Annotated in this window: 23 protein-coding genes; 7 read left to right on the top strand and 16 right to left on the bottom strand. The window is 61.8% G+C overall.

Annotation, left to right across the window (positions count from 1 at the left end; all coding sequences use genetic code 11):
- Positions 1 to 23: 23 nt before the first annotated feature.
- Positions 24 to 857, bottom strand: coding sequence for a hypothetical protein (locus tag NKJ04_RS17190; RefSeq protein WP_023812619.1), 834 nt, complete (start codon positions 855 to 857; stop codon positions 24 to 26).
- A gap of 110 nt (positions 858 to 967) precedes the next feature.
- Here NKJ04_RS17190 and NKJ04_RS17185 point away from each other — a divergent pair, with 110 nt between their 5' ends.
- Positions 968 to 1927 (top strand): LysR substrate-binding domain-containing protein, encoded by a 960-nt coding sequence (locus tag NKJ04_RS17185; protein ID WP_352676647.1) that lies wholly within the window; start codon positions 968 to 970, stop codon positions 1925 to 1927.
- Positions 1928 to 2049: 122 nt separating this feature from the next.
- On the opposite strand, the gene NKJ04_RS17180 is transcribed toward NKJ04_RS17185, so the two are convergent.
- The gene (locus NKJ04_RS17180; protein ID WP_352555312.1) at positions 2050 to 2562 is read right to left on the bottom strand and encodes a DinB family protein; all 513 of its coding nucleotides are present in this window, start codon (positions 2560 to 2562) and stop codon (positions 2050 to 2052) included.
- Between the two features lie 60 nt (positions 2563 to 2622).
- Between NKJ04_RS17180 and NKJ04_RS17175 the strand changes: the two genes are divergently transcribed.
- Positions 2623 to 3315 (top strand): glutathione S-transferase family protein, encoded by a 693-nt coding sequence (locus NKJ04_RS17175; RefSeq protein WP_352555311.1) that lies wholly within the window; start codon positions 2623 to 2625, stop codon positions 3313 to 3315.
- A 17-nt stretch (positions 3316 to 3332) separates the two neighbouring features.
- Here NKJ04_RS17175 and NKJ04_RS17170 read toward each other — a convergent pair whose 3' ends face one another.
- Positions 3333 to 3590 carry a DUF2934 domain-containing protein gene (locus NKJ04_RS17170; RefSeq protein WP_352555310.1) on the bottom strand — a complete coding sequence of 86 codons (258 nt, stop codon included), beginning with the start codon at positions 3588 to 3590 and terminating at the stop codon, positions 3333 to 3335.
- Positions 3591 to 3935: 345 nt separating this feature from the next.
- Here NKJ04_RS17170 and ndk point away from each other — a divergent pair, with 345 nt between their 5' ends.
- Positions 3936 to 4358 carry a nucleoside-diphosphate kinase gene (gene ndk, locus NKJ04_RS17165; RefSeq protein ID WP_013532476.1) on the top strand — a complete coding sequence of 141 codons (423 nt, stop codon included), beginning with the start codon at positions 3936 to 3938 and terminating at the stop codon, positions 4356 to 4358.
- A gap of 68 nt (positions 4359 to 4426) precedes the next feature.
- Here the strand turns inward: ndk and NKJ04_RS17160 are convergent, their stop codons facing one another.
- From NKJ04_RS17160 to NKJ04_RS17135, 6 genes are all read right to left on the bottom strand, one after another.
- Positions 4427 to 5191: a YbaY family lipoprotein gene (locus NKJ04_RS17160; protein WP_023812625.1), complete on the bottom strand. Its 765-nt coding sequence runs from the start codon at positions 5189 to 5191 to the stop codon at positions 4427 to 4429.
- Between the two features lie 111 nt (positions 5192 to 5302).
- Positions 5303 to 5779, bottom strand: a complete 477-nt coding sequence (locus NKJ04_RS17155) for a molybdenum cofactor biosynthesis protein MoaE (protein ID WP_023812626.1) — start codon at positions 5777 to 5779, stop codon at positions 5303 to 5305.
- 1 nt (position 5780) lies between these two features.
- Positions 5781 to 6038, bottom strand: coding sequence for a molybdopterin converting factor subunit 1 (moaD, locus tag NKJ04_RS17150; protein ID WP_023812627.1), 258 nt, complete (start codon positions 6036 to 6038; stop codon positions 5781 to 5783).
- 1 nt (position 6039) lies between these two features.
- Positions 6040 to 6636 carry a CDP-diacylglycerol--glycerol-3-phosphate 3-phosphatidyltransferase gene (gene pgsA, locus NKJ04_RS17145; RefSeq protein ID WP_023673449.1) on the bottom strand — a complete coding sequence of 199 codons (597 nt, stop codon included), beginning with the start codon at positions 6634 to 6636 and terminating at the stop codon, positions 6040 to 6042.
- A gap of 100 nt (positions 6637 to 6736) precedes the next feature.
- Positions 6737 to 8800 carry an excinuclease ABC subunit UvrC gene (gene uvrC, locus NKJ04_RS17140; RefSeq protein WP_352676640.1) on the bottom strand — a complete coding sequence of 688 codons (2064 nt, stop codon included), beginning with the start codon at positions 8798 to 8800 and terminating at the stop codon, positions 6737 to 6739.
- Positions 8797 to 9561 (bottom strand): SDR family oxidoreductase, encoded by a 765-nt coding sequence (locus NKJ04_RS17135; protein WP_352676638.1) that lies wholly within the window; start codon positions 9559 to 9561, stop codon positions 8797 to 8799. The genes uvrC and NKJ04_RS17135 overlap by 4 nt, the downstream gene beginning before the upstream one ends.
- 413 nt (positions 9562 to 9974) lie before the next feature.
- Between NKJ04_RS17135 and NKJ04_RS17130 the strand changes: the two genes are divergently transcribed.
- A complete protein-coding gene (locus tag NKJ04_RS17130) occupies positions 9975 to 10631 on the top strand; it encodes an outer membrane protein (protein WP_023812630.1) in 657 nt (218 codons plus the stop codon).
- A 114-nt stretch (positions 10632 to 10745) separates the two neighbouring features.
- On the opposite strand, the gene NKJ04_RS17125 is transcribed toward NKJ04_RS17130, so the two are convergent.
- Both NKJ04_RS17125 and NKJ04_RS17120 read right to left on the bottom strand, forming a co-directional pair.
- Positions 10746 to 11342, bottom strand: coding sequence for a glutathione S-transferase family protein (locus tag NKJ04_RS17125; RefSeq protein WP_352676635.1), 597 nt, complete (start codon positions 11340 to 11342; stop codon positions 10746 to 10748).
- Positions 11343 to 11752: 410 nt separating this feature from the next.
- Positions 11753 to 12217 (bottom strand): hypothetical protein, encoded by a 465-nt coding sequence (locus NKJ04_RS17120; RefSeq protein ID WP_024504297.1) that lies wholly within the window; start codon positions 12215 to 12217, stop codon positions 11753 to 11755.
- 574 nt (positions 12218 to 12791) lie between these two features.
- Here NKJ04_RS17120 and NKJ04_RS17115 point away from each other — a divergent pair.
- On the top strand, positions 12792 to 13103 hold the full coding sequence (locus NKJ04_RS17115) for a transcriptional regulator (RefSeq protein ID WP_352550507.1): 312 nt from the start codon (positions 12792 to 12794) through the stop codon (positions 13101 to 13103).
- Between the two features lie 38 nt (positions 13104 to 13141).
- On the opposite strand, the gene NKJ04_RS17110 is transcribed toward NKJ04_RS17115, so the two are convergent.
- From NKJ04_RS17110 to NKJ04_RS17090, 5 genes are all read right to left on the bottom strand, one after another.
- Complete coding sequence (locus tag NKJ04_RS17110) at positions 13142 to 13978, bottom strand: EamA family transporter (RefSeq protein WP_352550509.1); 837 nt, start codon at positions 13976 to 13978, stop codon at positions 13142 to 13144.
- Positions 13975 to 14556 (bottom strand): TetR/AcrR family transcriptional regulator, encoded by a 582-nt coding sequence (locus tag NKJ04_RS17105; RefSeq protein WP_352550511.1) that lies wholly within the window; start codon positions 14554 to 14556, stop codon positions 13975 to 13977. Before NKJ04_RS17105 ends, NKJ04_RS17110 begins: the two co-directional genes overlap by 4 nt.
- 133 nt (positions 14557 to 14689) lie before the next feature.
- The gene (locus tag NKJ04_RS17100) at positions 14690 to 15142 is read right to left on the bottom strand and encodes a hypothetical protein (protein ID WP_352676631.1); all 453 of its coding nucleotides are present in this window, start codon (positions 15140 to 15142) and stop codon (positions 14690 to 14692) included.
- A 193-nt stretch (positions 15143 to 15335) separates the two neighbouring features.
- Positions 15336 to 16190, bottom strand: a complete 855-nt coding sequence (locus tag NKJ04_RS17095; protein WP_128305672.1) for a 23S rRNA (adenine(2030)-N(6))-methyltransferase RlmJ — start codon at positions 16188 to 16190, stop codon at positions 15336 to 15338.
- Positions 16191 to 16251: 61 nt separating this feature from the next.
- A complete protein-coding gene (locus tag NKJ04_RS17090; RefSeq protein WP_352442189.1) occupies positions 16252 to 16857 on the bottom strand; it encodes a hypothetical protein in 606 nt (201 codons plus the stop codon).
- A gap of 1052 nt (positions 16858 to 17909) precedes the next feature.
- Between NKJ04_RS17090 and NKJ04_RS17085 the strand changes: the two genes are divergently transcribed.
- Both NKJ04_RS17085 and galE read left to right on the top strand, forming a co-directional pair.
- Positions 17910 to 18947 (top strand): UDP-glucuronic acid decarboxylase family protein, encoded by a 1038-nt coding sequence (locus NKJ04_RS17085; protein WP_352676629.1) that lies wholly within the window; start codon positions 17910 to 17912, stop codon positions 18945 to 18947.
- Entirely contained in the window at positions 18944 to 20023 is a 1080-nt protein-coding gene (gene galE / locus NKJ04_RS17080; RefSeq protein ID WP_352442187.1) for a UDP-glucose 4-epimerase GalE, read from the top strand. The genes NKJ04_RS17085 and galE overlap by 4 nt, the downstream gene beginning before the upstream one ends.
- Positions 20024 to 20342 lie beyond the last annotated feature (319 nt).

The raw sequence follows: 20342 nt of genomic DNA, 5'->3' as shown, positions 1-20342 counted from the left end.
CGACTTTTCGGGATCTTGGTTCATTACCATGATTCCCTGGCGCCGCCCGGAACCGGTGCATCGACGGCCGCGGGCACGGGATGCTCTGCCTCGAACCGACGATAGGCCGGCAACTGGTTGGTCCAGACATCTTCGGCCAGTTCGCTGACCCACTCACGGTCGTGGTCATTGTCGGCGGCGAGATAGAACATTCTGTTGTCGTCGACATAGGGCTTGGCCACCGAGCGCTGGTTGAGCACCAGCGTGACGCGCTCGCCGAACCGGATCGGAGCGGTGCGATGCAGGACGCCCAGGAATTGCCCGAGCGTCGCGTAGTTCATCTTGTGATCGATGCGCATGACACTGTTGCGCGGGATCTCGCGGCCGGCTTCGAGAATGGCGCGGCCGGTTTCGGAGTCGTCGCAGTAGATTTCGAGGTGGCCGCCGACCAGCGGATTGCTGATCGACAATGGAATGAGCTCGGTGACCGGAACGCCATCGCAATGCCACTCCACGGCGCCGTCCTTGGGATTCATGAAGGTGACCGTCGAGCCGACGATCGACAGCGGATAGGGCTCCAGCTTGGTGCCCATCATGTCGGACAGCCGCTCCAGGCGCAGCTTGTCATGCAGCAATTCCTTGATCTCGGGGATGAAACGGTCGGCCCCGGTGATGAAGGTCAGATCGAGGTGCTTGTGCACGGCATGGCTGGCCTTGAGCTTCAGGGCAGCCTCCTCGATCGCGGCAAGCAGTGCCGGGTCATAGCCGTGCAGATATTGCGCGACACCGAAACTCGACACTTTCCAGGCGGTTTCATGGCCGATAATGGCTTCGCGGCTCATCGCATAACGCAGTTCGGGAATGGTATGGGCGTTCATTGTACTTCTCCAGGATGGGGGCAACACTTGGTAAACAGTCGATTAATTCACCCACCCCTGTAAAATTAGGAATGCTGGTGCTAGTGTAAGCCAAGCTTAAGGTCGAAACCGTGCGTCTGCTCAGTCAGGTCAACCTCAATTCGCTTAAAATCGTGGAGAGTGCTGCAAGGCACGGTAATTTCACGCGTGCCGGCGAAGAACAGTTCATTACCGCCTCGGCGGTCAGCCAGCGCGTGAAAAGCCTGGAGGATCAGCTTCGTTTCAAGATTTTCCAGCGCGGCGGCAATGCGGTCTCGTTGACGCCGGAGGGCGAGACCTATGTCTCGCGCGTTCGCGAGGCGCTGGAGCGAATCGTCGCCGCCAGCATGGAAGCGACCGGGCAATCGCAGGAGCATGTGCTAAAAATATCGGTGCTGCCGACCTTTGCCGCACGCTGGCTGTTTCCGCGCCTGCCGCTGTTCCAGCAGCAATATCCCGATATCGTGATGCGGGTCTCGACCTCCTACGCGACGCATGAGTTCACGACCTCGGAATTCGATCTCGAAATCCGTTATGGCGACGGTCACTTTCACGGGCTGCAATCCGATCTGCTGTTTCGCGAAGACCTGACACCGGTGTGCAGCCGCAAGCTGTTCCACGAAGTCCTCGGCGACAAGCGGCTGTCGAAGGTGACACCGAACGACCTCAAGCACTTCACCCTGCTGCATTCCGACACCTGCACCCAGAATTGGCAATCCTGGCTTGGTTTCGCCGGCGCCAGCTTCGTGCTCAGCGAGACCAAGAGCATCTATTTCGACTCGTGCATGATGTCCTACGAGGCAGCCAATTCCGGGATGGGATTTGCGGTGGCCAACCGTGCCTATATGGCCAGCGACATCCGCGCCGAAAGGCTGGTGGCTCCCTTCGCCGTCCACCATCCGAACACGGCTGGCTGGTATTTTGTCTCTCCGCAGAAAGGCCTTGCCGCACGCAAGGTCCAGTTGTTCAAGCAGTGGGTGATGGCGGAAGCGGCTCTGACGCAGTGCCAGCTGGACAGCGAAATCAGGGGCGAAGCTTCGACGGCTGCCTGAATCTCGGGCAAGCATCCGGTGTGCCCGTTAATTTCTGATGTAAAGACAATGCTGCAGCACAAAATGCAGAGATGAGCGCGGGGCTCTTCAACCTCGGACTGACTATGCAAAACGCCACCGGATCAGGCGAAAGCCCTGCCCTCCTCGGTCCGCTGGAAAAGCATCAGGTCCAACCCCAGGCTTGGCCGTCCCAGGATGGTCAGGATCGTATGCGCCTGGCCGCGATGGTGGGTCTGGTGGTTGAAGACATGGTCCAGCGCCGGCGCCAGCCTTTGCGAGACGGTGCGCATATCCGAGACGGTCATATAGGTGAAGCGGCCCGTCAACGCCTTGTCATTGAGGCCGCCGACCCAATCGATGATCCTCCTGTCCTCGGCTTCACGCGCCGCCCGCAGGCCGGCCAACCCCCGATGCAGGATGGCATCCAGTGTCGTCGGCGCGTCGCCCTCGCCGGTGAAGCGCTTCATCCAGATGCGGTCGGCAGTCAAAAGGTGATTGAGCGTGCCCATCATCGAGCCGAAGAAGGCACCGACATCGCGGTTGAATTCCTCATCATCGAGCTCGGCGGCGGCCTCATAGATGCGGCCATTGGCCCATTGATTGTAGGCCGCAAACATCATGAAATGCTGTCTCATGGCTTCCCCTCGGCTCGCGTCGATGCGGGGCCTACCTAACGCTTGAAGGGCCTGCCGCCAATGACCATTCTGCTCTATGACCTCGTCGGACGCGACACCACACGTCCGTTCAGTCCGCATTGCTGGAAGGTGGCGATGGCGCTTGCCCACAAGGGGCTCGACATCTCGACCGTGCCGACGCGCTTTCTCGATGTGCCCGCCGTCGAGGGCGGCGTTTCGAAAACCGTTCCGGTGATCCGGGACGGCGAGACGGTCGTCGGGGATTCCTTCGCCATCGCGCTCTATCTCGATGAAGCCTATCCGGACCGGCCGACGCTGTTTGGCGGTGAAGGCGGCAAGGCGATGGCTCGTTTCATCGAGCGCTGGTCGCAACTGACCATCCATCCCTACGTGACCACCGCCGCGATCATCGACCTCCACACCATGCAGGACGAGGAGAACGCCGCTTATTTCCGCCGGAGCCGCGAGCAACGCTTTGGCAAGACGCTGGAGGACGTCGTCACCGCGCGCGACGCCGGGCTGGCGACATTCCGCGCCGCGCTGGAGCCGCTGCGTTCAATGCTCGGCTATCAGCCATTCATCGGCGGCGCGTCGCCGCTGTTTGGCGACTATATCGTCTTCGGCGCCTTGCAATGGGCGCGCATAGCCTCTCCCTACCAACTGCTCGACGACGGCGACGTGGTGGCGCAGTGGTTCGCTCGCTGCCTCGACCTGCATGACGGGCTGGGACGAAAGGTCGCCGCCGCGGCTTGACGCCGTAAAGCAGTAACTTACTTGGCCACCTTCTTTGGCTTGCCGGCCTTCGTGGCAGCCTTTGCTTCCTTGGGGGCTGCCTTTGCCTTGCCTGCGCCAGCTGCCTTCCTGGTTGGCTTTTTGGCTGCCGACTTGCCCGCGGCGTCCTCCTGGTCGACATCGGTGGCCGCCTGATGCCAATGGCGCTCATGATGGCCAGCCGGCTGGCCCTCCTGCAGCCAGATCTGGTGCGCACGGTTGCGAATGCGTTCCTGACGATCGTCTGTCATGGTCATGTTGTCTCCATACGGCCCGACCTCAGCGCGGCGCCGACACGCGACTATAGCAAGCAAAGCGTTGCTGTGCAGCCGTCTGAACGGGGCCGGCTTGCCGCAGAAACGCGCAGCCGTCCGGCCCTTCGCTCTCGCTCCCTGCCCTTCGGGCGTTCAAACCCTTTGAAAGGTCCACTGGACCTTTCAATCCGCCCGAAGGCGGACCGGGCTTTCACCGTTCGTCACTCGGAAAGCCAAGCAGTTGGCTTTCCGTCCGCCGCGCGGACCGTTCCTCACCCCTTGGCAATGGGCCGGGCGGCTTGTATAGAGCCCGCCACTCTCAATTCCATTCTCAGACAAGGACGACCCATGGCGCTCGAACGCACATTTTCCATGATCAAGCCGGACGCGACCCGGCGCAACCTCACCGGCGCCATCACCAGGATGCTGGAAGAGGCAGGCCTGCGCGTCATCGCCTCGCGCCGGGTCTGGATGAGCCGCCGCGAAGCGGAAGGCTTCTATGCCGTCCACAAGGACCGCCCTTTCTTCGGCGAATTGGTGGAATTCATGTCGTCGGCACCGACGGTCGTCCAGGTGCTGGAAGGCGAGAACGCCATTGCCAGGAACCGCGAAGTGATGGGCGCCACGAACCCGGCCAACGCCGCCGAAGGCACCATCCGCAAGGTTCATGCGCTGTCGATCGGCGAAAACTCCGTGCACGGCTCCGACGCACCGGAGACCGCGGCAGAAGAGATCAAGTACTGGTTCTCGGACACCGAGATCGTCGGCTGAGCCGATAGTCAAGACCTTGGATCCCGTAAAAAGAAGGCCGGCGTTTCGCCGGCCTTCTTCGTTGGGGGTCAGCTCGCCGCGCTAAAGCGCAGGATCTCGCGGCCGTCCTTGTCCGATATGATGAGCTTGCCGGCATCGACACGGTATGACGCCGCCTTGGCCAGCGCATCGAACAGCGCCTTTTCCTCGGCCATCACCTCGGGCGCACAGGCCTTGTAGGTAGAACCGATGTCTCTGATCACGATCGTTTGGCCATCGAGTTTGGCAGTGGCGAAATAGGTGTTGCAGGGGCCGCTGCCGCCCGCCTTGCCGGCCTCGCTGACCCTGAATGTCGCTTGCGGGGCAGCAATGGCGCCGATGCCGTCGACATAGTCGACCAGCCAGAGCTGATCGAAGACCGAAACCATGGGCTCGGCGCTCGGGGTGACCATCTTCAGCATGATGGTCTGCGGCACGTCGGCCAGCGGATCGACCTGATGGCGCATATCGGAGATGAACAGCAGCTTGTCATCGACGGTGATGCGGGCTTGCAACGCGTAGGTCATCTGCGACCGGATGACGGAAGGGTCGAATTTGATCTCGAAGCTGATCGGCACCTGGCCGGCCGGCTGCACTTTCTGCTCGCCGATGATGGTGGCAGGCGCATCGGCCAGCGACACATCGGCAAGTTGTACGGACAGCACGGCACTGGGCGGCAAGGCAATGCGCTCGCGATAGATGACCTCGCCCCTCACGGCCTGTTCGGCGGCAACAGACTGGTCCGGAACGGCCAATATGCCGACGACCAGAGGCACGAAACCGAAGATGAAGAACTCCGCGATCCTGTCCAGCATGACCATCTCCCTCACCCCTGGCTGCCAATGCCCCGGGCTGCCAATGCCCCAGGCTGACCAATCCTGCCAATTGGCCAAAGGATTGCGGTCAATGCATGGCTGCGGCGGATCTTATTCGGACTGAGACCAGCGTTGCGCGGCCGTTGCATCGGCCTCCTTGGCCTCGACCCAGCCACCCTCCGAGCCGTCAGCCCGATGCTCCTTCTTCCAGAAGGGCGCGCGCGATTTCAAATAGTCCATCAGAAAATTCGCCGCCTCGAACGCCGCATGGCGATGCGCCGAGGCTGCCACGACCAGCACGATGTTCTCGCCGGGCGCGATCTTCCCGTGGCGGTGGATGGCGGTGAGCCCCTGCAATGGCCAACGCTCGACCGCTTCAGCAGCGATGCGGGCGATTTCCGCTTCGGCCATGCCGGGATAGTGTTCGAGCTCGAGCGCTGAGAGCGCGCCCTGCTCGTCGCGGCAAAGGCCTGAGAAGGTCACCACGGCGCCGATATCGGCGCGGCCTTGCGTCAGTCTGGCGATCTCGGCGGCGACGTCAAAATCCTGGCGCTGAATGCGCACGACAGGTAAGACCCCGCCGCTCATGTCAGCCCCCGGTCATCGGCGGGAACAGCGCGATTTCGCGGGCGCCCGCGATCTTCTCGCGGTGCTCGACATGTTCCTGGTTGATGGCGACGCGGATCACGTCGGGATATCGCAGCGCGTGCTCGTAGCCCTCGCCGCGCGATTTCAGCCAGCGCAGGAGATCGGCGACCGTCTCGATGCCGGCAGGCAGGTCGACATCCTCCTCAGGCAGGCCGATGCGTTCGCGCACCCAGGCAAAATAAATGAGCCGGGTCGTCATCTCACTCGTCCATGATGTGCTTGAGGCCGGCGCGGAAATAGTCGTAGCCCGTATAGAGCGTAACCAGCGCCGCGATCCACAGCAGCACCAGCCCGGTCTGGGTGGTCAGCGGAAAAATCTTGTCGCCGGCCGGTCCGGCCAAGAGGAACGCTATGGCGACCATCTGGATGGCGGTCTTCCATTTTGCCAGCTGCGTCACCGGCACCGAAACTTTCAGCGCCGCCAAATATTCGCGCAGGCCCGAGACGAGGATTTCGCGGCACAGGATGATGATCGCGGCCCACAACGACCAGCCGGCAATGCCCGCATGGCGATCGGTGTCGGCGGCCAGCAGCAGCAGGCAGGTGGCGACCAGCAGCTTGTCGGCGATCGGGTCGAGCATCTTGCCGATGTTGGAGGTCTGCTGCCAGGCGCGCGCCAAATAGCCATCCAGATAATCGGTGATCGAGGCGAGCAGGAAGATGATCAGCGCCGACCAGCGGGCAAAGTCGCTCGACTTCAGATGTCCTTCGAGAAAAAAGCATAGCACCACCAGCGGCACCGCGACGATGCGGGCGTAGGTGAGCATATTGGGCAGGTTGAACGCGCGCTTGGCCATATCTGGGAAACTCTTTCTGCCTGCCTACTCAAATCAGAAGCGAATGTAGGGGGTCAACAGGCGAGAATCGATTGACCAGACGAAAATAGCATCCTTGCTGTCAGCTCTCATGGAAATGATTGTAGACCAGTTTCGCCACCTGCTCGGAAATACCGTCGACTTTCCTCAAATCCTCGATGGCGGCGCGGCTGACCGCCTTGGCGGTGCCGAAGGCCAACAACAAGGCGCGTTTGCGGCCTGGACCGATACCGCTGATCTCGTCGAGCGGGCTCTTGACCATCTCCTTCTTGCGGCGCGCCCGATGCGAACCGATCGCGAAACGATGGACCTCATCGCGCAGCCGCTGGACGAAATAGAGCACGGGATCGCGAACCGGCAGCGAAAACGAGTCCCTGCCTTTGACGAAGAACCGTTCGCGGCCGGCGTCGCGGTCCTGGCCCTTGGCGATGCCGATGGCAACCACGCGGTCCTCGATGCCGAGATCCGAAAGGATCTTGCGCACCGCGGTCATCTGGCCCTGGCCACCGTCAATCAGGATGACATCGGGCCAGGCCGGGAAGCTGCCGGAGATATCGTCCTCCATATCGTCGGCCGAACCATCAACTGCATCGCCAGCCGGGACATCGCCATGCTCCTTGAGCAACCGCGAAAACCGTCGCTCCATCACCTCGCGCATCATGCCGAAATCGTCACCAGGCGTGATCTCGGTCGAGCGGATGTTGAATTTCCGGTACTGGTTCTTCACAAAACCTTCCGGCCCGGCGACGACCATGGCGCCAACGGCATTGGTGCCCATGATGTGCGAATTGTCGTAGACCTCGATGCGCACCGGCGGCTTCGGCAGGCCGAATGTCTCGGCGAAACCCGCAAGCAGGCGTCCCTGGGTGGAGGTTTCAGCCAGCCGGCGTCCGAGCGCCTCGCGGGCATTCTGCAGGGCGTTGTCGGTCAGGTCCTTCTTCTCGCCACGCTGCGGCACGGAGATCGCGACCTTGCGGCCGGCGCGGGTGGAGAGCGCCTCGGCCAATAGTTCCTGATCCTCGACGCCGTGCGACAGAAGAATGTTCCGCGGCGTCGGCTTGTCGTCATAGAACTGCGCCAGGAACGAACCCAACACCTCGGCTGCTTCCAACGCCGGATCGGCCTTGGGGAAATAGGCGCGGTTGCCCCAGTTCTGGCCGGTGCGGAAGAAGAACACCTGGATGCAGACCTGGCCGCCTTCCTGATGGATGGCGAAGACATCGGCTTCGTCGACGGTCGCCGGATTGATGCCCTGATGGCTCTGCACATGCGACAGGGCCGCAAGTCGATCGCGATAGATCGCGGCGCGCTCGAAATCGAGAGCTTCCGACGCCTGCTGCATGGCGGCCGAGATTTCCGTCTTCACCTTCTGGCTGCGGCCGGACAAGAAGTCCTTCGCCTCGCCGACCAGTTCCGCATAGTCCTGATGCGAGACCTCGCCGGTGCAGGGGCCGGCGCAGCGCTTGATCTGATAAAGCAGGCATGGCCGCGTGCGGTTCTCGTAGAACGAGTTGGTGCAACTCCTGAGCAGGAAGGCGCGCTGCAGGGAGTTGATGGTGCGGCCAACGGCACCGGCCGAGGCGAAGGGCCCGAAATAATCGCCTTTGCGCGAGCGCGCGCCGCGATGCTTGTAGATGCCGGGCGAGACATGGTCGCCGGTCAAGAGGATATAGGGAAACGACTTGTCGTCGCGCATCAGGACGTTGAAGCGCGGCCGCAAGCGCTTGATAAGGTTGGCTTCGAGCAGCAGCGCTTCGATCTCGGTGCGGGTGACGACGAACTCCATCGTCGACGTTTCGCGCACCATGCGGCCGATGCGGGTGGTGTGGAAGCGGCCTTGCGCGTAGTTGGTGACGCGCTTCTTCAGGCTGCGCGCCTTGCCGACATAGAGCACATCGCCGGCAGCGTTCATCATGCGGTAGACGCCGGGCGCGTTGGGCAGCCGCTTGACCAGCGTCTGGATCACCTCGGCGCCGATCATGCCTTCCGCGTCGCCGGCATGCGGCGTCCAGTCGATGGCGGTGAAGGCGACATCGGGACCGACGGTTTCAACGATCTCCTCGACTGCCTCGTCCTCGACGTCGATATCGGGGGGCAGATCGTCGGCGCCGCCGCGCGGCTTGCTTTTGTGGTCTACGGGACTCATTCCGTCATGCCTGTCACATCGGGCGTCTGCCACGCAAGATGCTGGCCGCCATCAAGCGCGATCATCTGGCCGGTGACCGAGCGCGCTTCCCAGAGATAGCGGATCGTGGCGCCGAATTCCGGCAAATCCGGGCCGCGCTTCAGGACCAAGCCATCGACTTGGGCTGCAAAATCGCTGTCATCCTGACGCGCGTTCTTCAGGGTCGGCCCCGGGCCGATGGCATTGACGCGGATGCTGGGGCCGAGCGCTTGCGCCATCATCTGCGTGGCCGTCCACAGCGTCGACTTGGACAGCGCATAGGAGAAGTAGCGCGGCGTCGGCCGCCAGACGCGCTGATCGATCATGTTGACGATCAGGCCCTCCTGCCCTGCCGGCAACGCCCGGGCGAAATTCTGCGCCAGGAGCGCGGGCGCTTTCACATGGACGGCAAAGTGCCGGTCCCAGGCCCGCCAGTCGAAATCCAGAACCGAATCGTCCTCGAACAGAGACGCATTGTTGACCAGCAGCGGGATCGGTCCGAGCGCTGCTTGCGCCTGGCCGACGAGATCGCCAACGGCGTCCATATCGGTCAGATCGGCGGCGACCACGGCGGCACGGCCACCTCCGGCGATGATTTTGGCAGCCAACACATCGGCCTCGGTGCGCGAGCGGTTGCAATGGATGGCGACGGCAAAACCATGCGCGGCGAGATCCTCGACGATCGCCCTGCCGATCCGCCTGGCCCCGCCCGTCACCAGCGCCGTGACAGTGGCTTTGCTCATATGGTGTCAATCCTCAATTTCGGCCCGAAAAAGCGGTGCCGGCGAAATATGGCCCGGCATGCGTTAAATGGTGTTCGCACCTTGGGCAGCATTGTGGCGAAACGGCCGTTTCGACATCCCGGCCCGCCCTGGACTCGGGCGCGCCCGACCGCAATATAGGGTGCTGGAGTCCTTGCACCAAGCGGTGTGCAGCGCAGCACGGGATGGTTCCTGCCATTTCGCTGTTGCGAAGATGCAACGTCAAGGTTCTGCCTCATTCGTGCCGGGGAATGACCCAAGTTCAGGTTCGCTTCAGCCGCATTTTGACACGACATTTGGAACCGACGAACGCCAGATCCGTTTCACCCCCCGGACGGGTAGATGGCGATCGTGAGAAACAAGCCTGTGTCCTGTGGCTTAAGGAGTAAAGAACAATGCAAGCCAATCTCAAATTCGCACGGCCGCTGGCCGTTGCGCTCGGCCTCTTCGCCCTCAGCGGAACTGCCTATGCTGCTGACGTGGTTTCGGAAGAGCCGCCGGCACCTGCGCCGATCGCTGAACTTCCGGTCGCTTCGTGGGCCGGCCCCTACGCCGGTCTCAACGTCGGCTATGGCTTCAGCGGCCGGACCAAGGAAAAGGATTTCGACGTTGAAACCGATACCAAGGGTTTCGTCGGCAGTGTCTTCGGCGGCTATCAGTGGCAGCAGGAGAACTTCGTCTACGGCGCTGAAGCCGAACTCGGCTACAACGGCGTCAAGGGCGACGACAACGGCATCGACTCCAAGGCCGGCTTTGAAGGTTCGCTGCGTGCCCGTCTCGGCTACGCGGTCAGCCCAGAAATCCTGCTCTATGGCACCGGCGGTCTCGCCGGCAGAAGCCTGAAGGTGGAAGACACCGTCCTTGGGGCCAGCGATCGCGCAACGATGCTCGGCTGGACCGCCGGTGTTGGCACCGACATCAAGTTGACCGACAATGTCTTCGGCCGCGTCGAGTATCGTTACACCGACTTCGGCAGCAAGAGCTTCGACGGTATCGGCAAGGTCAAGGCCACCGACAACCGCGTCACCTTCGGCGTCGGTATGAAGTTCTAAGTCGTTCAAGCCACGACACGAAAAGCCGGGCCTCGCGCCCGGCTTTTTTGTGTCTGAGTGATTTTCCCCGGTGATCGACTGATCACCGGCAAATCAATTCCGGGTAATCGGCTATCAACCGGGAATGCAGGGCCTCAGCTCTGGAAACTTCTCATCGAAGCGCGCAGCCCACCGTGTCAGCCGGGCACGACCCTTCTCCCATTTTCCGGCAAAGCGCAGCGAGAGATAGCCAAGGCAGGCGCGCAGCGCCATCTGGCCGGCGGTGATCTTCTTCGGCAGCTTCGGCGGGTTGGCGTTGAGCAGGTCGAGTGCCGCCGTGATCTTCGCCCACTGGCGATCGAGCCAAGGCTGATAGACCATCTCCTCGGGCCGCGTGCGCCGTTCATAGACCATCGACAGCGCGCAGTCGCAAATGCCGTCGGCCAATGCCTCCAGCACTTCCGCCTCGAGCCGCTTGTCGGGATTGCGTGGAAAAAGCGCGTTCTTCGACAAACGGTTGAGATGCTGGGTGATGGCGCGACTGTCATGGATGGAGCGACCGTCGTCGAGCACCAGAACCGGGATCTTGCCGAGCGGGTTGGCGGTCATCAAGTCGGCCGGCTTCTCCTCGGTCTTGATCGGCACCAGATCGACAGCGATGCTGGCATAGGCTGCTGCCATTCGCACCTTGGAACTGTAGGGAGAAGACGACGCATAGAGCAGTCTGGGCATGATCGGTTTCCTGTTTTGCAGGCCGGCACTGTTGACCGATCAGGCGCGATCGAGCAATGGCCAGAAGCGGAAAACCCAGCCGCCAGCGAGCGACGCATCGGCCAGGGCCGTTTAGCGAGCGCTCCATGAAAACGGCGCTTCATCACCATGGTCGCCGAGTTGCCGGGATCGCATGGATCAGCCAGCCGACAGGCAGACCGAAGAGCCTCGCGCCGATATTTCATCCCCCGCATGAATGACACAAAAAAAGCCCCACCGGACTTCGCCCTGTGGCGAAGTCCTGGGAGCTGCGAAAAGATATCTCCGTCCGCCTCTGTTCTCGCCTTCCGACTGCCTAAACAGCGAGCGGGGCGCCTGTCAGGCACCCGCCCTTGACTGTTTCGGCACCGCCCCGGCGAGGGAAGACGCGACTACTTCTTGCCGGCCTTCGCGGGCGCTGCCTTCGGCTTGGCCGCAGGTGCCGCTTTCTTCACCGGTGCTGAAGATTTCGCTGCCGCAGCCTTCTTTGCCGGAGCAGCCTTCGCAGCCGGCTTCTTGGCAGGTGCAGCCTTGGCAGCCGGTTTTTTGGCAGGTGCTGCCTTCTTCGCTGCGGGTTTCGCAGCGGCTTTCGCTGCAGGCTTCTTGGCCGGTGCCGCCTTCGCAGCCGGCTTTGCCGCTGCCTTGGCAGGTGCTGCCTTCTTCACTGCCGGTTTCGCAGCAGCTTTCGCTGCCGGCTTCTTGGCCGGTGCTGCTTTTGCCTTGGCCGCCGCGGCCTTCGGCTTGGCAGCGGGTGCTGCTTTCTTCACTGCAGCTGCGACCTTTGCCGTCGCTGCTTTTGCGGGTGCTTTCTTTGCCGGTGCCTTGGACGCCGGCGCTTTGGATGACTGCTTAGCCATGCGATGCCCCTTCCTTTGTGCCGACGGCCGTAATGACCCGGCACGCTCATGCATATCTGACTCGCGGCTTGCTAGCCAGCGAAGCAATAGACTGATTTTCGCAGCTTAAATTTCGGTTACGATCGGCACATGGTCGTGCTGACCGTCGCAGAAATTCACTGCTGATCTTCGACCAATGGCTAGAATGTGTCGCCGACATTCTCCACACTCCGCGGGACCGCTCCTCTCGTGAAGCTCCCAAGATCAGTGAACAGCTTTGCATGTCGATCGTCGGTCGCCGATATCATGACCGCCGCCTCATCGGTGCGATCATCTCGTGCAGGCGCACGATCTATACTGCAATGCGACAGCCGGTCGATGCATCGTCTTGTCAAGCACGATCGCAGATCGGCTTGCTCGTGAATTGACAGATAACTCTACATGACAGAGTATTCTGTACAGCATGCGGGAGCACTTCAATGTCGATCGCACAGGAGCAAGCGGCGCTGCCGCCGTTCCAGATTGCCAAGACGGTCCGCCACGGCGGCAGCATGGTTGTCCGTGGCCTCCGGCTTGGCTGCGCCGGAGCCAATCGATGAGTGCCGACGAAATCATCCACCAGAGCACTCGGCTCAGGATCATGGCCGCGCTGAGCATGCTGGAAAGGCGTCAAACACTGGACTTCACCGGGCTGAAGGCCATCGTGGACGTCACCGACGGCAATCTCGGCGCGCACCTCGATACGCTGGCCAGGGCGGGTTATGTCGACATCGAAAAGCTGTTCGTCGGCCGCCGGCCGCAGACGCGCGTCAAGGCGACGACGAGTGGACGGCGCGCGTTCCGCGGCCACGCCGCATTCCTGCGCAAAATCCTCGATCAGGCCGAGGCGGCGCCGCGCAGGAAATAGCATGGTGACCGGGCAATCCTGCGCGATCCGCAGTTCCGTCACGGCTGATAACCGAGGCAGATGGCGCCGAGCGCGACGATGGCGCAGGCGCCGACCCGCCGCGGCGTCAGCACCTCGCCGAGGAACAGGCGTCCGATGAAGGCCGCGAAGACGACGCTGGTTTCGCGGATCGCGGTAATCGGCCCGGCCGGCCCGAGCGCGAAGGCCGCGACCACGACACCGTAGGCCAGAAGTGCAAACAGGCCCCCGCCCAGCGCCTTCCAGGTTTCAGACGCGCGCAGGTCGACAATGAGCCGGCCACGGCAGGCGACGAAGGCCGCCGGCAGCAACGCGCCGTAGATCAGCAGGACCCATGCGGTGTAGGCGCCGGCGTTTCCCGCCGCCCGAACGCCGAGCGCATCGACCGTCGCATAGGCGGCGATGATAGCTCCCGTTGCCAACGCATAGAATATCGATGTCGTGGCGGCCCTGCCCCTTCCGAGAGAAAGGCCCATGATGCCGCCCGCAACCAGCGCGACACCAATGGTCTGCGGCAGAGTGAGCTGCTGGTTGGCCAGGAAGAACCCGCCGAGCGTGACAAGCAGCGGCACGCTGCCGCGAACGATCGGATAGACCTGTCCCAGTTCGCCATATCTGTAGGCGGCCACCAGAAACAAACTGTAGCCAACCTGCAGGCAGGCCGAGAGCACGATGTAGGACCAGGCCGGCGCGGCCGGAAGGGCGTGGAAGAAGGCGAAGGGGATGGCGAGCGCCGTGCTTGAAAAGCTCATGACGGTGACGGTCCACAGCCTGTCGGCCCCCGTGCGCAGGAACGCGTTCCAGCTTGCGTGCAGGATCGCCGCAAACAATGCGAGCCCGATGACCAGCGGGCTCATTGCGGCCTGCGCGAAGCAGCGACGATGCCCATGGCCGCCTTGCGGGCGTCGCGAATGGCGGCGTCGGCCTGCCCCATCTGCGCCAGCAAGGTCGCACCTTCGATCAGCATAAGCAGCGTCGCCGCCACGCTCTCGGCGCGGCCGCGCGGCATCACCTCTTCGAGGATAGACCGCATGCGCCGCTTGAGGCCGTTCTTCTGCCTGACAACGGCCTTGAAAACCGGATGCCTGGGATCGCCGAACTCGGCCAGCGCATGTGCGAACAGACAGCCATGGAAATCCGGGCTGCGGAACCAGCGTGCATGCCAGTCGAAGATTCTTCCGATTTTCTGTTCCGGCGGAATGCCCTCTTGGGCGAGCCGGTCGAGCTGGCGGTCGAAACGCATAGCGCGATAGCCAAGCACCTCGACGATCAGTTCGTCCTTGCTGGGAAAGTGGCGATACATCGTCATCTTGGCCACATCGGCTTCGGCGATGATCCGGTCGATACCGGTCGCATGGAAGCCGGCGCGCTTGAACAGCACGTAGGCCGTTTCAACGACGTGCTGGCGCTTATCGGAAACGGGCGATGGTGTCATGCGTTTACCGAGTGGTGAGACAGGTCTGTCTCATAGCTATGCGACGGATCGCGTCTGCTGTCAACGCGGCACAAAAAACGCCTGCAGCCGATCAAGCCACAGGCGCGAAAGAGATTGGAAGGGGAGACCGGGTTTAGCGCAGAATGCGGCAGCGGCCGTTGTAGACCATCCAGCGGTCGAAGCCCGAGACGCAAAATTCGACATTGTCGCCGATCGAGGCAAAGCCCTGGCCTTCCTCGATCAGGTACCAGATGGTGCGATCGCGGCCGTCGGACAGACTGACGGTGGCGCCGCAATAACGGCGACCGATCGGCCAGGTATCGTTGGCCGCCAGATAGCGATGCTGGTGGATGCGCCGGAAATCGGTGATCTGCACGTCAGGCAGATGCGGCACGTGATGCACCTGATAGGAAAAGCGGCTGGTGATCTTGTTCAGTACCCAGGGCTGACCGCAGACCCCGCTGTCTTCATCGGAATAGACCGTAAGATCGGCGGCCTGCACGGTCTGGGTGATACCGAGAGGCGCGGCAAGCGGGGTGCAGAGCGAAATCAGGGCGGCAAGGGCGGATTTGGTGAAGCGAGTCATGGCAGCCTCTCAAGGTCGATTGCGCGCACTGTGCGGATTCGCTCGGCGGCGGTCAAGCGGTTGCGTTGACAATGGTTTCCCAGTTTGAAACCGCTTTTTGACCAAAGCCGAGTTTGCACGCACCGGAATGGCTCTGGCACGTTCATATCCAGACCCAAGAGAGCACGGTCCCTGGGTCATCGATGAGCCCGCCTCAAGCCTGCTCGCCGGCCAGCCATTCCAACGACCAGTGCGCCGGCCGCCCCACCGCAAGCAGCCTGTGCAGGGCCGGCAGCAGCGTCCGCAGCTCGCCCTCCAGCGTGAACGGCGGGTTGACCACCAGCAGACCGCTGCCGTCGAGGCTGGGTTCCGAAGAGGCCGGCCTGATCTCGAATTCGATGTCGAGCAGCTTCGGAATGCCGGATTGCTTCAGCGCCTTGCGGAAGGCGATGATCGCCTTGCGGTCCTTGATCGGATACCAGAGCGCGTAGATGCCGCCGGGCCACCGCTTGTGCGCCCTTATAAGCCCGTCGACAAGGCGTTCGAACTCACCCGCTTCCTCGAATGGCGGATCGATGAGGACAAGGCCGCGCTTTTCCTTCGGCGGCAGATGGGCGCCGAGCGCCAGCCAGCCATCGAGCTCGATGATCCGGGCCTGGAAATCGCCGGCAAAGAACGTCCTCAGCCTCGCGGCATCCTTGGGGTGCAGCTCGATCGCCGTCAGCCGATCCTGCTTGCGCATGAGATGGCGCGCAATCAACGGCGAGCCCGGGTACTTCTGGATGCCACCCTCGGGGTTGAGCGACCGTATTGTCTCCAGATAAGGCGCGAGCAGCACCGCCACCGGCGCGGCAAACGAGGCATCGATCAGCCTGCCGATGCCGCCTTGCCATTCACCCGTCTTCTGCGCTTCGACGGACGACAGGTCGTAGCGGCCAATACCGGCATGGGTGTCGACGACCCGAAACGCCTTGTCCTTCTGCTTCAGATACTCGAGCAAGCGTGTCAGCACGACATGCTTGACGACGTCAGCGAAATTCCCGGCATGATAGGCGTGGCGGTAGTTCATGGTTTTGTACCGTTATGCACGTCGTTGTCCCAAACCGCTGCACACTTTTGGGCGACATGCATCAGCCCCTGCCCCAGCGCGGCGGTGGCGGCTGCGAGTTGGGATTTTCCGGCCGGCCGCCACGAGTGCGCAAAGTCAGCAAGAACCCGATCAGGCCGATCGCCATCAGCGCGAAGCCGACCGGCCGTGCACGGCTGTCGATCTCGCCGGCGCCGGAGCGCAGGATGAGATCGACCGCCCGCATCGGTATGTCGTCGGCATCACCCGGTCCGACGGTGAAGATGTAGGGACCCGGGCTGACGGTCGCGATCACGCCGGCCTCGTCGCGAAAGATCTTGTCGGGCAGTTGCGGGCTGGCCTGGCGAGGATTGTCGGAATGGTTGAACTGCAGCGTCGAGGCGAGCACCGTGCGGCCATTGCTTGCAGCGGTCAGCGTCAGCACGGTGCGCTGCTGCGAGACGATGCGCTCTGCTCTTGCGGTCAGGTCGACCAGCACCCGCACCGGCGCGTCGCGGCCGGAGAGCGGCACCGTCAGCGGCTTGAAGCGGCCCTGCTCATAGACCCGCCAGGTGCCGATCTGATGGCCGGAGAAATTGCTCATCGCCCAGGGATAGACGACACCAATGCCGGCGCCGACGAGCAGGATCAGGACAAACAGAAAGCGCATTCACATCACCACATTCCATCGTGACCTTGCCAATAGCGCCCCAACGATCAAAAGGCGATGGCCAGCCGAGTCGCCACCCCAGGCGATCGAGCTAGACGTGCGCAAGCAACAACCCGGTGGCGGCGTGGCCGGGCGCCAATGCGGAGTTCTACCTATGCGCTTAAAATTCGTTGCCGAAATGACCGCTCCTCCACTATGAAATGAACACGCGCATGCGCTTTTCGGCGAAATGGGCCATCGGTGCGCCTTGCGAACCAGAGGCCTTGATGCGCAAAGATCATGAACAGCGGCACCAAAAGAGGATAAAGTCAAAATTCGTCCCTGTGAATGAATTTGCTTACAAAGCTTTAGCCCTTGCCCTTCTTCCAACTATAGCCAGCTGCGGCGTGCCTACGATAGGTCAAGCCCTATGGTATAAATATTCGCGCCCTGGAATTTATATTTGCACTCCGAGCGGTTTCGGGCAGCAATCTCGTTGCTATCTGAAATTTTCCCGTCGCTTGGGTCGTTAAATCCACTTTCGGCTGGATCCATCCCGACCTCGCCCTGAATTGCGCAACCCCTCCTCCATGGCGATCTTGGCTGCCAAGCGCTGATTCGACATAACGAACAGCGTGTGGCGCCGACGGCCAGCGACCGACCCAATACGCTGATTCGAAATGAGGAACTGCTCTGGACATCTCCCGGTTCAGCTTCGAGGCCGATGCCGGCCCGTGATTAACCATTCGCAAACAGATATGGTTAAGAAATATCTAATTTAGTTGACTATGATTTCCACAGGTATATTTTCGATGCGTTGGGATGTGCAATTTGGGCGAGCAATCGACGATGGTGACACCGAGCGTGTGATCGCGATTTCGGGGCGCAGAGAATGCTGAGCGGCAGCACGGAGGTTGTGTAGTCGCACCAGCTTCGCGAAAGCCAAAGAACAATTGACGCACATCAGTGATGGCGTTCCGCAGATGCGGAGGTTTGCCACGTTCTGAGTAACGTGGCCGGGCGATGCTTTGTCCCGGCCCGGCGGTAGCGTGTGCGGTGCGTATGAGGAAAGCATGAGTAAGCTTGTCAAGGTTCTGAAACTGGAATCCGGCAGCCAAAGGGGCGCCAACCAAAGCCGACGGCGCGCCCTTGTCGCCGGAGGAGCGGGATTTTTAGGATCGCATCTGTGCGAACGTCTTTTGCGGGACGGATACGAGGTTGTCGCGCTGGACAATTTCCACACCGGCAAAAGATACAATCTCAATACCCTCCTGCATAATCCGCGCTTCAGCTGCATCGAGCAAGACATCGTCGATGCATTGCCTTCGGATCTTCAATGCGACGAGATCTACAATCTCGCCTGCCCCGCCTCTCCGCCGCACTACCAGGCAGACCCGATCCACACCTTCAAGACAAGCGTGCTTGGATCGCTGAACCTTCTGGAACTCGCGCGACAGAACAAGGCCAAGATATTCCAGGCCTCTACATCCGAAGTCTATGGCGATCCCTTCGTGCATCCACAGCCCGAGAGCTACTTCGGCAACGTCAACACGCACGGACCGCGTTCCTGCTACGATGAAGGCAAGCGCTCGGCCGAAACCCTGTTCTTCGATTATTCGAGAACCTATGGCCTCGATATCCGTGTCGCCCGCATTTTCAACACCTATGGTCGCCGCATGCAGCCCGACGATGGGCGTGTGGTTTCGAACTTCATCGTCCAGGCGCTGCGCGGCGAGGACCTGACCGTCTATGGCAGCGGCCAACAGACGCGCTCTTTCTGCTATGCCGACGATCTGATCGAGGGCTTTATCCGACTGATGAACGCGCCGAGCGCGCCCGCTCACCCGGTCAATCTCGGCAACCCTGCCGAATTCACCATCATGGAACTGGCGACGCTGGTCGTCGATTACACCAACGCCCGATCGAAGATCGTGCATCGGCCGCTGCCCGTCGACGATCCCAGGCAGCGCAAGCCGGACATCTCCTTTGCCAAGGCCAATCTCGGCTGGGAGCCGAAAATCAGCTTGAGCCAGGGGCTCGCGCGTACCGTCGAGTATTTTGATGCCCTGCTTTACGGAAGCCACATCGCCAGAGGAGCTGCCGCTTCATGAGCCGGCCGGCAGTCCTGGTGACGGGTGGAGCCGGTTTCATCGGCAGTCACACCTGCAAGCAGCTGGCCGCCGCCGGCTACATGCCGGTGGTTTTCGACAATCTGAGCCGCGGCAATGAGAGATCCGTCGGCTGGGGTCCGCTTGTCGTCGGCGATATCCGGGATCAGGATGCACTGCGGCGGGCTATGGAAACGTACCGGCCGACGGCCGTGATCCATTTTGCGGCGCTGGCCTATGTCGGAGAGTCCGTTCGCGAGCCGGCCGAATATTATTCGACCAATGTGACAGGCACCATCGCGGTGCTCGATGCCGCACGCGCGAGTTCGATCGAAAACATCATCTTCTCCAGCAGTTGTGCGACCTACGGCGTGCCGGAAGCGTTGCCGGTTCGCGAGACCTCCTCGCAAAATCCGATCAGCCCCTACGGGCGCTCCAAGCTGATGGGTGAACAGATCATCGGCGACTATGCGTCGGCGTATGGAATGAAATTTGCGATTCTGCGCTATTTCAACGCTTGTGGCGCCGATCCCGACGGCGAGCTTGGCGAGTGGCATTCGCCGGAAACCCATCTGGTTCCCAGAGTGCTCATGGCCGCATCGGGCATCATCGACGCGATCGAGGTTTTCGGCACCGACTACGACACGTCGGACGGCACCTGCGTAAGGGATTATATCCACGTCACCGATCTGGCCCGCGCTCACCTGAAAGCGCTCATCTATCTCGAGGGTGGCGGGCGAAGTCTTGCGGTCAATCTCGGCACCGGGCGGGGCATCTCCATCAAGGAGATCGTCAAGGCGGTCGGCCGAATGACGTCGAGGCCGGTTCCGGCAGTGCTCAGGAGCCGACGCCCTGGGGATCCGGCGGAGCTCTACGCCGATCCGGGAAGCGCACGCGAACATCTTGGCTTTGTGCCGGAGCTTTCAGACATCGACACCATTGTCAGGACGGCCGCTCCCTTTTTCGGACTGAAGACCAAGCCAATGAAACTGCCGCCAGCCAGGGTGGCAGCGTCGGTCGTCGCTCGACGAGTCAGAGATAGCGGGGGTGACAGCTCGCGCGCTGGCCAAATCCGCTAGGGCTGCAGATATAAGGCGAGCCGCCCGAGAACGTGCTGCCATCGCCCGGATTGAACGAGATTTTCACCGGCGCCGGCGTGCTGGCTTTGATCCGTTGCGGTGGTGCAAAGGCGTAGGCACTTTCAGTTGCTATTGTGCTTGTCATCTGGATCGGATGGTCGGCACGGAGCGAGCGCACGAGAAATGTGGCCTGCACGGGCTGGACCGCGGGCTGACTGCGGACCGGGTGGACTATGGGCCTGATAAGGACCGAACCGGTTTCAGTTGCGTCCATACCTTGACAACCTGCAACCATAGAGCTCAACGCTACGGCCGCGGC

It is taken from the genome of Mesorhizobium sp. M0618 (assembly GCF_040320765.1).
GTDB lineage: Bacteria > Pseudomonadota > Alphaproteobacteria > Rhizobiales > Rhizobiaceae > Mesorhizobium.
This window is presented reverse-complemented; position numbering and strand designations above follow the sequence as displayed.

What these genes read in the sequence shown, in the direction of transcription:
- NKJ04_RS17190 (WP_023812619.1), bottom strand. Translation starts at nt 857, where the DNA reads ATGAACGCCCATACCATTCCCGAACTGCGTTATGCGATGAGCCGCGAA.
- NKJ04_RS17180 (WP_352555312.1), bottom strand. Translation starts at nt 2,562, where the DNA reads ATGAGACAGCATTTCATGATGTTTGCGGCCTACAATCAATGGGCCAAT.
- NKJ04_RS17175 (WP_352555311.1), top strand. Translation starts at nt 2,623, where the DNA reads ATGACCATTCTGCTCTATGACCTCGTCGGACGCGACACCACACGTCCG.
- NKJ04_RS17170 (WP_352555310.1), bottom strand. Translation starts at nt 3,590, where the DNA reads ATGACCATGACAGACGATCGTCAGGAACGCATTCGCAACCGTGCGCAC.
- ndk (WP_013532476.1), top strand. Translation starts at nt 3,936, where the DNA reads ATGGCGCTCGAACGCACATTTTCCATGATCAAGCCGGACGCGACCCGG.
- NKJ04_RS17160 (WP_023812625.1), bottom strand. Translation starts at nt 5,191, where the DNA reads ATGCTGGACAGGATCGCGGAGTTCTTCATCTTCGGTTTCGTGCCTCTG.
- NKJ04_RS17155 (WP_023812626.1), bottom strand. Translation starts at nt 5,779, where the DNA reads ATGAGCGGCGGGGTCTTACCTGTCGTGCGCATTCAGCGCCAGGATTTT.
- moaD (WP_023812627.1), bottom strand. Translation starts at nt 6,038, where the DNA reads ATGACGACCCGGCTCATTTATTTTGCCTGGGTGCGCGAACGCATCGGC.
- pgsA (WP_023673449.1), bottom strand. Translation starts at nt 6,636, where the DNA reads ATGGCCAAGCGCGCGTTCAACCTGCCCAATATGCTCACCTACGCCCGC.
- uvrC (WP_352676640.1), bottom strand. Translation starts at nt 8,800, where the DNA reads ATGAGTCCCGTAGACCACAAAAGCAAGCCGCGCGGCGGCGCCGACGAT.
- NKJ04_RS17135 (WP_352676638.1), bottom strand. Translation starts at nt 9,561, where the DNA reads ATGAGCAAAGCCACTGTCACGGCGCTGGTGACGGGCGGGGCCAGGCGG.
- NKJ04_RS17130 (WP_023812630.1), top strand. Translation starts at nt 9,975, where the DNA reads ATGCAAGCCAATCTCAAATTCGCACGGCCGCTGGCCGTTGCGCTCGGC.
- NKJ04_RS17125 (WP_352676635.1), bottom strand. Translation starts at nt 11,342, where the DNA reads ATGCCCAGACTGCTCTATGCGTCGTCTTCTCCCTACAGTTCCAAGGTG.
- NKJ04_RS17120 (WP_024504297.1), bottom strand. Translation starts at nt 12,217, where the DNA reads ATGGCTAAGCAGTCATCCAAAGCGCCGGCGTCCAAGGCACCGGCAAAG.
- NKJ04_RS17115 (WP_352550507.1), top strand. Translation starts at nt 12,792, where the DNA reads ATGAGTGCCGACGAAATCATCCACCAGAGCACTCGGCTCAGGATCATG.
- NKJ04_RS17110 (WP_352550509.1), bottom strand. Translation starts at nt 13,978, where the DNA reads ATGAGCCCGCTGGTCATCGGGCTCGCATTGTTTGCGGCGATCCTGCAC.
- NKJ04_RS17105 (WP_352550511.1), bottom strand. Translation starts at nt 14,556, where the DNA reads ATGACACCATCGCCCGTTTCCGATAAGCGCCAGCACGTCGTTGAAACG.
- NKJ04_RS17100 (WP_352676631.1), bottom strand. Translation starts at nt 15,142, where the DNA reads ATGACTCGCTTCACCAAATCCGCCCTTGCCGCCCTGATTTCGCTCTGC.
- NKJ04_RS17095 (WP_128305672.1), bottom strand. Translation starts at nt 16,190, where the DNA reads ATGAACTACCGCCACGCCTATCATGCCGGGAATTTCGCTGACGTCGTC.
- NKJ04_RS17090 (WP_352442189.1), bottom strand. Translation starts at nt 16,857, where the DNA reads ATGCGCTTTCTGTTTGTCCTGATCCTGCTCGTCGGCGCCGGCATTGGT.
- NKJ04_RS17085 (WP_352676629.1), top strand. Translation starts at nt 17,910, where the DNA reads ATGAGTAAGCTTGTCAAGGTTCTGAAACTGGAATCCGGCAGCCAAAGG.
- galE (WP_352442187.1), top strand. Translation starts at nt 18,944, where the DNA reads ATGAGCCGGCCGGCAGTCCTGGTGACGGGTGGAGCCGGTTTCATCGGC.